Raw genomic sequence first — 14,965 nt, 5'->3', positions numbered from 1 at the left:
ACCAGATGCGACAAGGTTATATTAGACCCTGCAGGCCATGCACGCTGGACATATGCCCTGTAAGGTCTGATACGGGTATCTTTTATACTTTTGTTGCGACAGGATCGGTTAAAATACATGAAGATCACATTTCTCAACCCGATTGTGCGCCCCAACGGCGGAAACAGGGTCGTGTCAATCTATGCCAAAAAGCTGTTGGAAAGAGGACATGATGTAACAGTGGTGTCACGCCTGCCGTTCCAGCCTTCATTGCGGCGGCGGATAAAATACAAACTGACCGGAACCAAAGACAAATGGGACATTCCCGGCCGGACGGCCTATTATGATGATATGGGTGCCCGACATGTCGAAGTGGCAGCAGGTTTTCCTATTGATCCCGACCATATGCCCGACGCCGATGCCGTGATCGCCACATGGTGGCGCACCGCCTTTGAGGTGGCCGCCCTGCCCCCTGAAAAAGGCGCAAAGGTCTATTTCGTGCAACACCACGAGGTCCACGATCACCTGCCGTGGGACATCACGCGTAGCACCTATTACCTGCCACTGAACAAAATTACGATTGCCGACTGGCTGGTCGACACCATGGCGGATGAATACGGCGACACCGACGTTGTCAAAGTTGAAAACAGTGTCGATACCGACCATTTCAATGCCCCCCCTCGGGCCCGCAATGCACAGCCAACAGTCGGTCTTTTATATTCCAATGTGCGGTTCAAAGGGTTGGATATCAGTCTTAGGGCCATTGAAATCGCCCGTGCAGCCTTTCCTGACCTCAAGGTCGTGGCCTTTGGCGCCAAGGATCCGACCCCTGATCTGCCGCTGCCGCCGGTAACACAGTATTACAAACAACCAAGTCAGGATCTGATCCCCGAGCTTTATGCGCAATGCGACGTTTGGCTCTGCGGCAGTCGTGCCGAAGGATTTCACCTACCCCCTCTGGAAGCCATGGGGTGCCGGTGTCCGGTTGTGAGTACCCGCATCGGCGGGGCGGTTGAAGTTGTGACAGAAGGTGTAAACGGACACATCGTTGATGTTGAAGATGCCGAAGCACTTGGCGCAAGGCTGATAGACGTTCTGGAACGTAGCCCTGATGACTGGCAGGCAATGTCGGACGCCGCTTATGAGCAGGCGCGAAGCTACACTTGGGATGATGCCGCGAAAGCATTTGAAGCGGCTCTTGTGAAGATTGCCGGTACGTCCTGATGCCGCCAAACGCCTCTGTGCTAAATATGAATAGAGCGGTCTTTAAATGAAAACCCTGACCGCTTTAAAAGAAGACGGACTGCGTGGCAGATCGATCCGCGGTGCACTTCTAACCGGGCTGAATTTCGGTTCGCAAAATGCGCTGCGTCTTGCAGGCAATCTGGTGCTGACTCGGCTTCTGTTTCCCGAAGCCTTCGGGATCATGGCCCTGGTGCAGGTGTTCCTGACCGGCCTGAATATGTTCTCAGATCTGGGTGTGCGGGCGTCGATCGTGCAAAATAAACAAGGTGCTGAGCCTTTGTTTCTGGACACAGCCTGGGTCTTCCAGATCGGGCGGGGATTTGTGCTTTGGGGGGCGACCTGCCTGCTCGCCAAACCCATGTCCGTTTTCTATGACGCCCCAATCCTTTACCAATTGCTGCCTGTCGCAGGGTTCGTGGCAGTCATCCAGGGGTTTAATTCCACCAAAATGGCCATGGCGAGCCGTGAAATCAAACTTGGACGGCTGACGGTCATCTCTATGACAACGCGGTTTTTGGGCCTGCTTGCTATAGTGCTTCTGGCATGGTGGTGGCAAAGTGTATGGGCCTTAGCCATAGGCAGTCTTGTTGCACCACTGATAACTCTGGTTGCCTCGCATTTGTTAATGCCCGGCCATAACAACCGCTTCAGATTTGATCCAGATGCAGCGAAAAGCCTGATCAAATTTGGAAAATTTATTTTCATTTCAACACTGGCAGGTTTCATGATTTCTCAAGCGGATCGCGCTATTTTAGGGAAGTTCATCACGCTGTCCGAACTCGCTTACTACAACATTGCCTTTTTTCTTGCGACGGTACCGCGAATGATCGCACAGCGGCTTTCGGATGCCGTGCTGTTTCCACTCTACAGTCGCCGCCCACCAGCAGAGAGCGTCGAAAATTATCGTAACCTTGCCAAAGCGCGCCTTGGCGTTGTCGGAGCGACTTTTGCGATTGCTGTTATACTTGCCTTGGCGGGCGATTTGATCATCCGATTTCTTTATGACGCGCGCTATGCTTCGGCTGGACCGCTTCTGGTTTTGATGGCTGTGGCCAATCTACCCAAGTTGGTCACCAGCAACTACGGCTCGATGCTTCTTGCGCGTGGCGATTCCAAACGGTTCGCTGTCATGATGGTCTGTTCGGCCATGTTACAGACCGGGATCCTAGTTTTGGGTATCATCAATTTTGGTATTTTGGGGGCAGTCTTTACACCCTTCGTCGCCGGCATCCTGTTCTATCCTGTCTCCATCTGGTTTATTCGGCCTTACAAAGGTTGGATGCCAGGTCAGGATTTGTTGTTTGGGCTTATCACCTGCGTCATCGGCACCCTCGCCGTCTGGATAAACTTTGACGCCATACGTGTCCCTGTTGCGGCGGCTTTGGCGTTCACGGGACTTTAGGCGTTGACGTCATCCCACGGCATCCGAACCTAGCCGCCACGCAAGGCAATCATTGCAAAATGCCAGTTCGCCTTTTCGGTAGGGGCTTCCAGCAGCACACGCCCCGCATAATGTCGCGCAACGGCAACTTCGCCACTCTTAAGCGCCCACCATCCCCATTTGCGGTAGATATCAACTTTTCGTTCGCTCGACCTTTGTGCGTCTGGTTCGGGTTCTGAAAAAGCAGTCCCCCGCCGCTGTGCCGCCATCTTTGCTGCAAGCCATGCAAAATTGAGCTGTTTTGAACGTCCTGCATGGCCGATGGACGACATATGCATCCGGTAATCGAACAGGATGTCCGGCAAATTGGCCAAGGTCCCGACCTCAGCCAAACGCAAGAAAATTTCAATGTCATGCGCCGAACGAAAATCGACATCGTATTTGCCAACGGTCCTGACAGCATCCATACGCATCATCACTGAAGGATTACAAATCGACAAAAGGCCCTTGCCGCTGGCGTGGCGGGCATCAATTTCCTCGTGGGTCAGCGGGGCGCTCACAACCCGAAGCAGCCGCCCCTCAGGGTCGACAATACGAAAGCACGTCCCCAAGCCGACACATTTGGGATGGGTGTCCAGATAGGAAACCTGTTTTTCGAAACGGTCTGGCCAGGCAATGTCATCTGCATCCATGCGGGCAAGGTACTGACCCGAACCTGCATCGATGGCCGCGTTGCAACCGACGCTGACGCCTCCGTTTGTTTGCCGGATGACACGGACACGGCTGTCTTTGGCGGCATAGCCATCCAGTATCTCTGCCGATTTGTCCCCGGATCCATCATCCACTGCGATCAATTCAAAATCTCGGAACGACTGCGCAAGAATGCTGTCCATTGCCTCGCGCAAATACCGCTCTGCGTCATATACAGGCAGCATCACCGTCAGTTTCGGAGTATTCATCTCAACCTCACTTATATTCAATCAATGTTTTGCGCCGCCCTAGAATGCGGCCGGCCCAATAGCCAATGACGCCTTGGGCTTCCGGGAATTTGCCAAAGACCAGACAGGTGGCAAAGGCTGTGGGGCGGCCTTGGCGCGTCAGGCGCAGGATTTGGGCTGGATAGGCCAGCAGCCCCAACAGGGCCCACGGACTGACCAACCACGTCCCAAATACGATCAAAGCAGGCAGGACCAACGCCCAAAACAGCGTGCGTCGCAGCTCGGTCACCTTGTAGCGCTCGGGGCTGCGTCCATGAATGGCCGCCCCTTCGGCATAGGTGTGTCCGGCACGGCGACAGCGCTGCCACCACTGCGACAAACGCGTCATTGCCGCGTCATGGCGGGTCATTTCGGCATCCAGACGCTGGATTGTCCAACCCTGCCCGCGCATCCGGAAACACATCTCGGGCTCTTCTCCGGCAATCAGGTCTTCGCGGTAGCCTTGCACCGCATCCACCGCACGTCGGCGCATCAAGGCGTCCCCGCCACAGGCGCGCACTTCACCGGCGGGGCCGTCCCATTCGTCATCCGTCAACCGGTTCCAGAATGTAGCTTCAGGGAATTTCTCGCGGCGGCGGCCGCAGACGACAGCGACAGTCTCGCCGGCCTGTAGCGCCGCCTTTCCCGTTGCCAGCCAGTCCGCGTCCAGGGTGCAATCCCCATCCAGAAACTGAACGTACGGACCATCTGGGGCCAGTGCACGCACCCGTTCGTATCCAGCATTGCGCGCCCGCGCGGCCGTAAAGGGCTGGGACATATCCAGCTCTACCACATCGGCCCCAAGCGCGCGGGCCGCGGCGACCGATCCGTCAGTGGACCCTGAATCGACATAGACCACCGGTGCCGCCTGCCCCATGAGAGATGTCAGGCATTCCAACAGGCGCGCACCTTCATTTCGGCCGATGGCGACCACGGCGATATCGCTGTGCTGCGTCATGGCGCAAACGGATAGGCTAGGTGCAAAGACGGATCACCCGGAAAGAACTCTGCCAGAACGTCGCGATCCTCTAGGAATTGACGGACCAGATCAGCGCGGGCCGCGTCCGGGATTTCAGGGCGCTTTTTCACTTGACGGCTTTCGCGCACATAGGTCCGCAAGGCCTTGGGCACGAGCATGCGGCGCAGCGCTGTGGACACAGGGTGGTCGACGATCAAGGAATGCATTGGCAGTTTGCGGCTGCGCTTGGCGGAAGTGTTCTGTGCCCCCAACGGATCGTTCCATGCCACAGGACCTTTGTGCCCGATATGCAAGGCGATGCGAGCAAGCTCTGCATCTTGGTCTTGGCGCAGGCGTTCAAGGCTGGTCAATAAGACACTATTGCGGCCAAAAGCCTCTATAAATGGTGCAATCTGCCAGCCATAGCGCCCGTAATCCACCAGACGGGAATTCTGCGCCAATGTAGCATCCAGAGGCAAGGACGTCTCCGCCTCGCTCCAGCTGTGGATGTAGTGGGACACAAGGCGGTGCATCGGATTGCGTATCATGTAGACCAGCCGGAGATCCGTGCCGACCTGTGCCTGTATCCGTGCAATCGTGTCCGGATAATCGGGTCGTTTGGTGTAATGTGTGCTGGCCTCACCCAGCAGATCTCCGGACTGTGCAGGTGCAAACAGGCTCTGATACCAATCTGCCCCTTTTGCATAATTCGCATCATCCGAGAAATAGTTCGGCTCTTTGGGAGTCGTCATAAACACCCCTTTTTGCCCACCCAGTTGAGCGGCCAGCGTCGAGGTGCCGCATTTCATCGCCCCGATCACGATATAGTCCGGTCCTGTCATTGTGGCGCCTCATCAGGTTTGAGTGGGGTTAAAAACCCCGTCCAGATATCACGCCATTCGCAGTCCGCCGTTTTCGGAACACCCCGTCCGGTCAAAACCCGCAGCCAAGCAATGCCACGCCCGAAATTCCATCCCAGATTGGCCAGAAGAGGACCCAACGGCCCGTGATGCTGGCGCAAGAACCGTGTCCGTGAACGCCAGAAGTAAGGGGGTAGTCGTTTATGTGTGCTTTGGGCCGATTTCACCGGGCCGCTGCCGCCGCGAAAATGCACGGCACGAGCTTGCGGGACATAGCGCACGCCCCAGCCTGCTCGACGTGCGCGCAAACCATATTCGGAATCCTCGTAGTACAGGAAATATCCTTCATCCATCGGCCCGATTTGGCGAACCATATCACCGCGCAATAAAATGCAGGCAAACGAACACCACTCGATCTGGTCCGGGTCAGGCGGTAGGTCCAGCGCGTGTACATAGCGTTTCAACAAAGATGTAACAGGGCCGGTCTGTGCCCCCCGCATCAATTCACTGGCAATATTGGCAAACCGGAAACAACTGATCTGCGGCGTCCCGTCTTCCCATTCCAGCTGCGGTGCAATCAGCCCGACATCAGGATTTTGTTCAGCCGCAGCCAAAAGCGGGTCAAAGAAGTCAGCGCGCAACAGAGCATCGGAATTCAGGATCAGGTAAAAGTCAGCATCCGGTGCAGCGGCCATCCCCTGATTGTGTCCACCCGCAAATCCGCTGTTGGTTGCGGATCTGACAAGCTGGACGCGAGGATCAGCCGTACGCGTGATCCAGTCGGCGATCGCATCAGCTGATCCATCGCCGGAGGCATTGTCGACGATCACAATGCGGGCGGGACGCGCCAACAGCGTATCAAGAACAGACTGCACAGCGGCTATGGTCATATCAGCCGTACGGTAGTTGATGATTGATATAGCAAGGTTAGCTGTCATGGATACATGTCTTTTATGAGGATTATGAAAGGGGCCGTTATTGGTCGTCCACTGTTTGTCTACGATAAACCCCGCCGATAAACTCCGACGCGCCAGTCCGTTTATCGCCCTGTTTGGGTGTTTGTTCCCCCCCCCGCCTTGTCCGCGTAATCAGGTCGCTCTGACGAGTATAGCGCGGTCCGGTCGGTCGCGTGTCAAGAGGGTCTGGCGCAACTTGCGCGGCACTGCCGGAATATTCCAAACGGCCGATCAACGACCCTGCCAGCAGCCAAGTAACAGGCAACAACCCTGAATTGGGGATCAGATCTATAAGGTTTGCCGCAAGGGCAAACATCAGCACAATCGTAATACCATCGATTTTGTCGCGCCGCAGGCAAATAGCAATAATACTCCAACAGAGCAGACCCATCTCGCCGATGTAGCGCACCCAGCCGCCCTGCCCGAACATGATCACCCAACGGCCGTCTGTGACAGAGATATCTTCGCCCGTTTCGTCGAACACCCGGTTGCGCCCATACCCCCCCCAGCCAAAGATCAGTTTCTCACGAGCGCGCTCCAGCAAGATGTCCTCGTTATCAAAACGAAACTCCAACGATTGCGCCCGTTCCGGGCTGATGCTCTCGGCGATGGAAACCAATCGGTCTGTCGGTACAAGTTGGGTGTTGCGCAGGATCGGAAAACTCAGCACCGATATCGAAACACCCATCAGCGCGATCACCTGAACGTGACGCGGCATAAAGAGAACCAGCGGTAGCATAAGCAGCGTGATCGCAAATGCTCCCAACACCTTACTCAGCAAAATGGTAAACATCAGCAACGCACAGGCCGCCAAGAATCTACTTTTCATTGGCCCCGAGCTGAACCGCCACATCCCTGCTGCAGCGACCGCCGCAATTGCAAAGAATATTCCGAGCTTGAGGCCATGCCCCAAAAACACCAGCGGCCTAAAGCCGCCATTCCGAACATGTTGCTGCCAACTATGGGGAAAAAACCCGTAGACCGTCCTGTTCAGTTGCGGCGACATACGCACTTCCCACAAAGCCAACAGCGTATAAGCAGACGCCGCGACAATCAGCACGATCAATAGGCTACGTTGTGCCTGCGGTGACGCCATTGTTTTGCGCGCAATGATGAAAGGGATGAGGCCAACAAGCGATGCCTGGGCCAACGAAAACCCATCGTAAACCCCCATGCTAGGTAATCGCGTGGACCCTATGTTGACGGAGTCGCCATTGGTCAATGCAGTCCCAAAGGGTCCCAGCACCGCAAGTCCCAACAACATAACACTTATCTTATCTTTCGGTAGCCACCCAGGCATCATGGTATTGGTTGCTGATGGTCGCGAACTGGCCAACCAAACGAACAATAGCGCGGAAAATGCCGGAATTGATCCTTTGCCGAGCGCGGGCAAGACTGGCAAATTAAGGCCGCCCTGTTCCGGCAACACCAAGTAGCCGCCAATAAACGTTGCCGCTACCGCCGTCGGAACCGACCATTTGCGAAAGAACACTAAGGCTACCAAAGGCCACGTACTTAAAGCGATCCAAATCGTCATGAAACAGCAAAGCCGCCAGACAGGTCTACAAGGACATGGGCAGGTGTCGCCGACTGCAGTGAACGGATTGTCATTGGCACACCCTCAACTCGGTTTTAAAACATAGGCCTACATAGTTGGCGGACAGTGTAAATTATAGAGGAACATCCCCCACTTCAAAAGGCCTGTTGTCTGATCGTTCGTCAACCTTTTAAAGACGATGACAGTTATAAGAAAGCTTCCTCATTGGCGGTTTGGGACATGTCCGGATCGCTTGCAGCAGGGAGCATCTCATCCATTACAGGCTGCCCTTCTGTCAATGTGGTCCACAATATCTCGGCCTCTGTCGGAGCTTCAGTCATTTCATCGTGCTCTGCATCTTGGGAGGAGACGGTCGATGTTGCCAGAACGGCTTTATCCAAAACGATATCGCCAGCATAATGACCATCTGCGGTCTGGGTGATGTCCTGAACACCATTGTCTTGTGCGTTTTTATAGTCCCACCATGGCTCGCCCAGTTTGCTCGCAATGTTGTCCTCGATATAGACGGAGTGGGTTTCAAAATAGACATCCCCCGTGGCACGGTCGGTAAAATAGACATCCGTCAAAAAGTAAGCATCCCCCTCAGATGTGGTCCAATAGCCTTTATCCTCTAGGGTATTTACGATATTCCAGTGATCCATAACAATTCCATCAGTGCCACCGGGAAAGTCTGTTTCCCCTACGCCATCAGATTTGGCCCCACTGATAGAGACCTTGCCGTTAACAATACTCAAAGGATTCAGCGTCAAGTTTGGCGACTGTGCGTCAAGATCATCTGTAGTGCCAACCCAATCAATTAACGGATCATAGTTTTGCAAATCAGTATCCTTGATATCGGTAAACTCGGTGTCAATGACTATGTAACCCTGATCTTCGACACCGAACGCATCATTCATATTGATCAATTGTTTGTACAAATTGGCGCCTACGTTAAACCCTGAAATGTCGCTGTCCGTGATAACGATTTCGCTGACGTTCTTGCCAAACCCAATACCATTCCCGGACGCGCTAAACGCAGTGTCTTCTTTTGCAACAAGATCCAAATCGCTCAAGATGTAGTGCGACGTATACTCCAGCCACACCCCGTTCTGCACATTCCACGCGGTGAAATCATCAATATGACTCCAAACGTCATGGCCCTGATTTGGATTAGCCTTGACTACATGCAGGCCTTCGTGAGCGGCAAAGGTTTCATTGCCCGAGAAGTCCAAAATAGGCACTGAGCCGTTGTGAGTGGTTTCATCGCCAAAAAACACATCTGGGTATTCGAATGCCGATGTATCGGAATCAATCTCGCGATCATCCCCGTTGCGGTGAAAATAAACGAACCCGACGTTCACACTTGCTGCAACGTTATCCGTGGTTTCAATCAAGCGGCCCTGAAACCAGAACCCGTGTCCGCCCTTAGCGGTGTCGAACACATCATCGCTGAGTTCAGTGATATTTTTAACCGCTTGCCAGCTTTCGCCTTCGGCATAGATCGCGATGTTGTCGCTCCACACGCCGGTTTCATTTCCGGTTTCGGCCACGAACCCCGCGCCGAAGGTGTCAAAGCTGGCGTTGTTTTCCAGCACCGCATTGGAATCGTGATGCACATATCCCCACCCCGGTGATCCCCAAACCGCGTTGCCGATCAGCTGGGTCGGGTTGTCCAGATCATCCACGCCGGTGCGGTGCAAATGCAGCGAATAACGCCCTTGCACGTTGCTGTCGGATTCAATCGTGTCGAAATCATCGACCTGAAAAGAATCCTCGGATTTGTCAGTTCGCCCAAGGTCGTTAAAGGCGGCATAGCGGACATCCACCTCATCAGAGTGCATGAACATGACATGGCCACGCTCGTGAACTTCGGCATCATCAGGGTCTTCGGTGCCGACGGTTACGTTGCGCGTATAATTGGCGACCGACGTTTGTAGATCGTCGCGCGGCGCGTCGTGATCGTATTCAAGCGCGGTATCAAGATGAACAGTCCCGTCGACGATATCGGTGATGACGCGCACTTCGTCTTCGGACTCGTAGTGGCGTACGGCCTTGATATCATTGTCCCATTTGTGCCCTTCGTAGCTGGTCCCGGCGATCACGATCGTATCGCCAATTTCCCAACCTTCGGGAATTTCATCAAACGTCAGGGTGTTGTCGCCGGCCATCGGATCATCGATGACCTTTTCATGGGAATCCTTGACCGCCCCATGGATGCTTGCATCGCCGTGCGACACAATCCCACGCGACAGCAACATCGGATCCCATTCGACATCAATCGGTCCATTGTTTGCGACAATCAGTTCAACCGAATATCCCTGTTCTATCGGAGCTTCCTCGGTTCCGATTTCAAGGCGTCCCGTCGTGCTAACGATCAAAGTATCGAATGTGATCTCACTGTCTTGGTCCGTGGCAAACGTCAGTTCCCCATCAACCCGCACGGTAAAAAGGCGCGCCTCGCCGAGGTCATCGTAATTCACCGAAAGTCCTTCGGGGATCAAAACACGGGCATCATCGGATGGCACTTCGCCATTGTGCCATGTGTTGGCGTCAAACCAATCACCGTCACTTACAGCAATATGGGTCGCCTCGTCGCGCGGGGTCAGATCCATTGCGGCCATGTGTTCGGCCATTTTATCGCTGTCGTCATCGTGCATGTGGGCTTCAGGCTGGGCGCGAACCGCATCCACATAAGCTGCAATTTCGGCAACACTGGCCCCCTCTCCGGGAGGGGTGATTGTGGCGGTATGGTCATCTGCACCGTGGTCCGCGTGGTCCTCGGACATGTCTTCATCTGTGGTGTGATCCGCGTGGTCCTCGGACGTGTCTTCATCTGTGGTGTGGTCCGCGTGATCCTCGGACGTATCTTCATCTGTGGTGTGATCAGCGTGATCCTCGGACGTATCTTCATCTGTGGTGTGATCCGCGTGATCCTCGGACGTATCTTCATCTGTGGTGTGGTCCGTGTGATCTTCGGACATGTCTTCATCTGTGCTGTGATCCGTGTGATCTTCGGACGTGTCTTCATCCACTGTGTGGTCCGTGTGGTCCTCGGACATGTCATCGTCAGCGGTGTGGTCCGTGTGATCCTCGACAGGATCATCCTCAACCACACGGCCTTTGACCGATCTGGTTTGCGCCGTCGATTTTGAAAATGCCCCACTGGCACCAACCACACCGAACAAGGACAACAGCATGGCCCAGATCATACGATCCACCCTTGCGGCAGATCGACATTACACATTCCAAACATTTATCTGTTCCTCCTGGCCGCTAAATGGCCGGTAAACTGAAGATTATGGTTAATTCCGGATGAAGGCCTCGCAGAAGATCGTGACGAAAGGACGGCAACCAAGAGGTGAATCCTTGCCGTTTTTTAGAACAAACCGTTTCGCCAAATAAAACAATCGGCATGAAATGCACCGATCCAAGCGCTATCGCGCCTGTTTTTCCTTTGATTTTTCTCTGATTTCAGCGGATGCTCGCTCTATAAACAGGAGGCGCATTTGAAAAACCACGACATGACACGTTTGTCGCGCCGCGCGGTGCTGGGCAGTATCGGCGCAGTTCCGGCTTTATCAGGCGGATTGGTTTTAGCGACCCAGACCCGTGCAAGCACCAGCGCCACCCTCACTGCACAAGACCGACTGCAGGCCGCCCTGCGTGATCTTCCCCTGCCCTGCACACCAGGGCATCTAGAGGTCATTAAATTTGAAGAAAATGGGCCCGAAATCCGCATTGTCGTGCGGCTGAGCTGGCAACCCGGCCGCCGCCAACAGATGTTTGGCGCACATCACGACACGCGAGACCAGTCTGTTATCGCCCTGATCGAGGATGTGACAGCCTGGGTGGGAAAGTTGGTCTAACCCGCCCAACGCGCGGTGTTGCGCACACGGTGACGTCAGCGCACTCCCCCATTACGCCTTGGAAATCTTTGTGCCCGATACCCTGTGTGATTACTTACAGGAGCACCAAAATGTCCGACCTTTTCTCGTCCCAGCATGAACGCAGCAAAAATGACCCCGCGGTTCGTGTTTTTGAAGTGACCCCCGATGATGCCACCGATCTGCCCTATACAACACTGGCTTTGAATGTGCGCACGCCGGGAATTGTGCGGGTCACGGCCGCAGACGGATCAATCGGCGATGTCAGCATCCATCCCGGACAACCCTTTGCCCTGCGGGCTAAGCGTGTCTGGCAGACAGGCACGACCGCAACGGGCATCCGTGGCATGACCTGACCCGGGCGCGGCCCACGTCTTACGCGCCAAGGCAGTCAAAAGTTTATCGTTGAATCCGTGCACGCACGGCTGACCACGTCAAGCTAGGCAAAATGGCGATGCAAGATGCGTAACGACCAACCAGACGGCGCGGGTTGCCCAGCATCCGCCAGAGCCACTCTGCCGCGATCGCACGCACCCAAGACGGCGCGCGGGTCTGTTGACCAGATATGAAATCGAGCCCCGCACCGATTGACACAAACCCGACCTGTGGCAGGACATCCTGCGCATAGGCGGCGAATTTCTCTTGTTTCGGGGCCCCCAAGGCAATGAATACAAGCCGCACACCACTTTGTGCGATCGCGGCGATTGCGGCGTCTGCTTCCGTGCCTTCGGGGTCAAATCCCATACCAGGCGCACGTATCATAGCAATATCGATCTGTGGGTGGGCGCGTTTTAACCCTTGGGCGGCGGCTTGCAATGAAGGTTCCTGAGAACCAAACAGCCCGACTTTAATGCCGTGCTGCGCGGCAAGCGCACCCAAAGGGTCAATCACCTCAGAGCCCGGCACCAAGGTCACATCCTTTTGCCCAGCCAGATGGCACAGCCAGCAGATCGGGTTTCCATCTGCGGTGATATGGCTGTGGGCGCTGTAGGCGGCGCGAAAATCAGCATCGCGCCGCAACTTCACCACATGATCAAGATTGAGCGTCGCCACACTAAACCCCGACCCATCTGAAAAACGTCGGCCCAGGTCTTCCAGCAATGCCGCTTGATCACGGACTGTCACTACAACTCCCGTGTCGCCAGTGCGGTTCCCAATCCAGTTCATCATACCCAAGCGCCCAATTCCTTCAGATCATGCGGCCCAACTGCCTTACGGTGCATCATTCAATCCTGTCTTTAACCTTGGTCTTGCTACTTTGCCACCCAGACCAAAAACGCCTTATCCGGATCATGCAGACGGACGCGACCGCTGGCAATCATCTGAACACCGACCGTCGGCGGGTCGTTGTCTCGTTAGTTGCTATCGTTGCCTGACGTAAGCCAATAGCGCGTATAACGACGCTCACCCGTTCGCACCAAAGCCCCCATTTCAACAAGGTCCTGCAGGTCGCGCGTCGCGGTCGCACGAGAGGTCTTTGTGATCGAAATGTAGTTCTCTGCACTCAGCCCCCCTTTGAAGCCGTCAGGCCCTTCTTTGAACATGCGCGCGATGCCTTTGGCCTGCCGATCATTGAATCGGCCACGATACCGATCATAGAAATGCGCTTTGGAAATAAAGAATCCTACCCTTTCAAGGGTCACATCCTGCGCCTTTAGAACAATCTCTGCGAACCACTGAAGCCAAGGTGTCACATCAAGGGTCTTTTGGTGGCGCTCTAACTGATCATAATAGGTCGACCGTTCCCGCTCTATTGTAAAGGCGAGGGCGATCAGACTTGGCTGGCCGACGTTCTGCGCCAAAGATTTCTCAGCGACGGCCCTGCCCAGCCTGCCGTTCCCATCCTCAAAAGGGTGGATGCTTTCAAAATAAAGATGACTAAGACCCGCGCGGATCAATGGTTGCAACGGTTCATCCCCACCAGGAGCAGTTCTGTTGAACCAAGCCACGTAGCCATCCATTTGCTGGGCAACTTGCTCCGACGGGGGCGCTTCAAAATGCACTGTTGGTCGTTCTAAGCGCCCAGAAACAATCTGCATTGCATCCTTGTGCTGGCGATACCTACCAACCGCCTCCAGATGGCGATCGTGGGACAACAACATGTCATGCCAGCGAAATAACGTCTCATGGGTCAGGGGCGCTGCGTAGGTCGAATATACATCCACCATCATCTCAGCCACCCCATGCTCTCTGGGCAAGGAGGTATAGCTATCAACGGTAAGCCCGAGTTGGCGCCGCAACGAGGACTGCACGCTCTGCCGGTCCAGCATCTCGCCCTCGATTGCGCTGGTCTTCATCGCCTCTTCACTTAAAAGATCAATACGAAGCTGGTCGCGCTCATCCGGTTTGACATGTTCAAAAACGCCAAGAATTCTACCAGATGACAGCAGAAACCGCTCTTCCGCCAATGCCAAAGCTGTGCTGTCGTACCGGAACTCCGGCCATTCGGATGATTGCCAATTCCACTGCATGAGCGATAGAAAACCTCTTTATAACTCAGAAATATAAATTTTTTGAGCGATAGATGTCAATCCTATGCACCAATCGTGCCGAACGTGACCTAAGAACCGCAAGACTGAAACCTACATCCGCCCCCGTCGAAACTGTCGTTTACCTCTGGCGGACCATCGATCCAAAGAGCAGTTGTCCTGTTTTGGGCATCAAAATCCTTGGGGTTTTAGAATACCTACGGTTTCAATAAGTCTTGGACCACCGTTGGCTTTCTTGAGATCAACGCAAGCAGCACCTGAGCTGGACCAGTTGGCCTGCGGCACCCGTGTTCCCAATTCAGCAATGTGGCTAGACCTTATGAGTCCCTGACGTATACGCCAACGGCGCACAGGTTGAGACATTTCTCTCATATCCGTTCCTCATGACGCCCCTGCCCCATTGAGCCTGCCATAAAAGCTGCGATCCAGATGTAGTTCCCCGATTTGCGCCTTCTCAATCAGGCCGCGCAGGTATCCGCCCAGTGATTTTACCTCTCCATCTGATGATTTATCAAGGATAAGCGCGATGGACGACGCCGCTCTGGCTGGACCCAAGACCTTGTTGACAACGTCCCAAGCATCCTCAGAAATCCCGACCATCGGCCTCAGCGCCCCGGCCGCACGATGCACATCATTCCAGTCTTTCATATAGCCGACGTTGTTGCACGGATCGCGCGCTCGCTGATATCACAACAGTCT

Annotated in this window: 13 protein-coding genes; 4 read left to right on the top strand and 9 right to left on the bottom strand. The window is 54.7% G+C overall.

Translation table 11 applies throughout. The features are described 5' to 3' along the window. Positions 1-117: 117 nt before the first annotated feature. Together KO486_RS12625 and KO486_RS12620 are read left to right on the top strand one after the other, a co-directional pair. Positions 118-1,203, top strand: a complete 1,086-nt coding sequence (locus KO486_RS12625; RefSeq protein WP_216037642.1) for a glycosyltransferase family 4 protein — start codon at positions 118-120, stop codon at positions 1,201-1,203. A gap of 46 nt (positions 1,204-1,249) precedes the next feature. Then, complete coding sequence (locus KO486_RS12620; RefSeq protein WP_216037641.1) at positions 1,250-2,626, top strand: oligosaccharide flippase family protein; 1,377 nt, start codon at positions 1,250-1,252, stop codon at positions 2,624-2,626. Between the two features lie 29 nt (positions 2,627-2,655). Here the strand turns inward: KO486_RS12620 and KO486_RS12615 are convergent, their stop codons facing one another. The 6 genes from KO486_RS12615 to KO486_RS12590 all read right to left on the bottom strand — a co-directional run bounded on the left by KO486_RS12615 (position 2,656) and on the right by KO486_RS12590 (position 11,102). Then, positions 2,656-3,564 (bottom strand): glycosyltransferase family A protein, encoded by a 909-nt coding sequence (locus KO486_RS12615; RefSeq protein WP_216037640.1) that lies wholly within the window; start codon positions 3,562-3,564, stop codon positions 2,656-2,658. Between the two features lie 7 nt (positions 3,565-3,571). Next, positions 3,572-4,540, bottom strand: coding sequence for a glycosyltransferase (locus tag KO486_RS12610; RefSeq protein WP_216037639.1), 969 nt, complete (start codon positions 4,538-4,540; stop codon positions 3,572-3,574). Further along, complete coding sequence (locus KO486_RS12605) at positions 4,537-5,382, bottom strand: sulfotransferase domain-containing protein (protein ID WP_216037638.1); 846 nt, start codon at positions 5,380-5,382, stop codon at positions 4,537-4,539. The genes KO486_RS12610 and KO486_RS12605 overlap by 4 nt, the downstream gene beginning before the upstream one ends. Beyond that, on the bottom strand, positions 5,379-6,338 hold the full coding sequence (locus tag KO486_RS12600; protein WP_216037637.1) for a glycosyltransferase family 2 protein: 960 nt from the start codon (positions 6,336-6,338) through the stop codon (positions 5,379-5,381). Before KO486_RS12600 ends, KO486_RS12605 begins: the two co-directional genes overlap by 4 nt. Positions 6,339-6,375: 37 nt before the next feature. Further along, a complete protein-coding gene (locus KO486_RS12595; RefSeq protein ID WP_216037636.1) occupies positions 6,376-7,893 on the bottom strand; it encodes a hypothetical protein in 1,518 nt (505 codons plus the stop codon). Positions 7,894-8,099: 206 nt separating this feature from the next. Next, the gene (locus KO486_RS12590) at positions 8,100-11,102 is read right to left on the bottom strand and encodes a G8 domain-containing protein (protein WP_216037635.1); all 3,003 of its coding nucleotides are present in this window, start codon (positions 11,100-11,102) and stop codon (positions 8,100-8,102) included. 312 nt (positions 11,103-11,414) lie between these two features. Here KO486_RS12590 and KO486_RS12585 point away from each other — a divergent pair, with 312 nt between their 5' ends. Beyond that, entirely contained in the window at positions 11,415-11,759 is a 345-nt protein-coding gene (locus KO486_RS12585; protein WP_216037634.1) for a hypothetical protein, read from the top strand. 110 nt (positions 11,760-11,869) lie between these two features. Beyond that, entirely contained in the window at positions 11,870-12,133 is a 264-nt protein-coding gene (locus tag KO486_RS12580; RefSeq protein ID WP_216037633.1) for a hypothetical protein, read from the top strand. Positions 12,134-12,176: 43 nt separating this feature from the next. Here KO486_RS12580 and KO486_RS12575 read toward each other — a convergent pair whose 3' ends face one another. The 3 genes from KO486_RS12575 to repC all read right to left on the bottom strand — a co-directional run bounded on the left by KO486_RS12575 (position 12,177) and on the right by repC (position 14,914). Further along, a complete protein-coding gene (locus tag KO486_RS12575) occupies positions 12,177-12,947 on the bottom strand; it encodes a WecB/TagA/CpsF family glycosyltransferase (protein WP_252734763.1) in 771 nt (256 codons plus the stop codon). Positions 12,948-13,132: 185 nt separating this feature from the next. After that, positions 13,133-14,248, bottom strand: coding sequence for a Fic family protein (locus KO486_RS12570; RefSeq protein ID WP_216037632.1), 1,116 nt, complete (start codon positions 14,246-14,248; stop codon positions 13,133-13,135). 399 nt (positions 14,249-14,647) lie between these two features. Next, positions 14,648-14,914, bottom strand: coding sequence for a replication initiation protein RepC (gene repC / locus KO486_RS12565; protein ID WP_216037631.1), 267 nt, complete (start codon positions 14,912-14,914; stop codon positions 14,648-14,650). Positions 14,915-14,965: the final 51 nt, after the last annotated feature.

The organism is Octadecabacter sp. B2R22 (genome assembly GCF_018861045.1).
Lineage (GTDB): Bacteria > Pseudomonadota > Alphaproteobacteria > Rhodobacterales > Rhodobacteraceae > Octadecabacter.
The sequence above is the reverse complement of the archived record's forward strand: the minus strand, read 5'-3'. Positions and strand labels throughout refer to the sequence as shown.

What these genes read in the sequence shown, in the direction of transcription:
- KO486_RS12570 (WP_216037632.1), bottom strand. Translation starts at nt 14,248, where the DNA reads ATGCAGTGGAATTGGCAATCATCCGAATGGCCGGAGTTCCGGTACGAC.
- KO486_RS12625 (WP_216037642.1), top strand. Translation starts at nt 118, where the DNA reads ATGAAGATCACATTTCTCAACCCGATTGTGCGCCCCAACGGCGGAAAC.
- KO486_RS12620 (WP_216037641.1), top strand. Translation starts at nt 1,250, where the DNA reads ATGAAAACCCTGACCGCTTTAAAAGAAGACGGACTGCGTGGCAGATCG.
- KO486_RS12600 (WP_216037637.1), bottom strand. Translation starts at nt 6,338, where the DNA reads ATGACAGCTAACCTTGCTATATCAATCATCAACTACCGTACGGCTGAT.
- KO486_RS12610 (WP_216037639.1), bottom strand. Translation starts at nt 4,540, where the DNA reads ATGACGCAGCACAGCGATATCGCCGTGGTCGCCATCGGCCGAAATGAA.
- KO486_RS12585 (WP_216037634.1), top strand. Translation starts at nt 11,415, where the DNA reads ATGACACGTTTGTCGCGCCGCGCGGTGCTGGGCAGTATCGGCGCAGTT.
- KO486_RS12580 (WP_216037633.1), top strand. Translation starts at nt 11,870, where the DNA reads ATGTCCGACCTTTTCTCGTCCCAGCATGAACGCAGCAAAAATGACCCC.
- repC (WP_216037631.1), bottom strand. Translation starts at nt 14,914, where the DNA reads ATGAAAGACTGGAATGATGTGCATCGTGCGGCCGGGGCGCTGAGGCCG.
- KO486_RS12595 (WP_216037636.1), bottom strand. Translation starts at nt 7,893, where the DNA reads ATGACGATTTGGATCGCTTTAAGTACGTGGCCTTTGGTAGCCTTAGTG.
- KO486_RS12575 (WP_252734763.1), bottom strand. Translation starts at nt 12,947, where the DNA reads ATGATGAACTGGATTGGGAACCGCACTGGCGACACGGGAGTTGTAGTG.
- KO486_RS12605 (WP_216037638.1), bottom strand. Translation starts at nt 5,382, where the DNA reads ATGACAGGACCGGACTATATCGTGATCGGGGCGATGAAATGCGGCACC.
- KO486_RS12615 (WP_216037640.1), bottom strand. Translation starts at nt 3,564, where the DNA reads ATGAATACTCCGAAACTGACGGTGATGCTGCCTGTATATGACGCAGAG.
- KO486_RS12590 (WP_216037635.1), bottom strand. Translation starts at nt 11,102, where the DNA reads ATGATCTGGGCCATGCTGTTGTCCTTGTTCGGTGTGGTTGGTGCCAGT.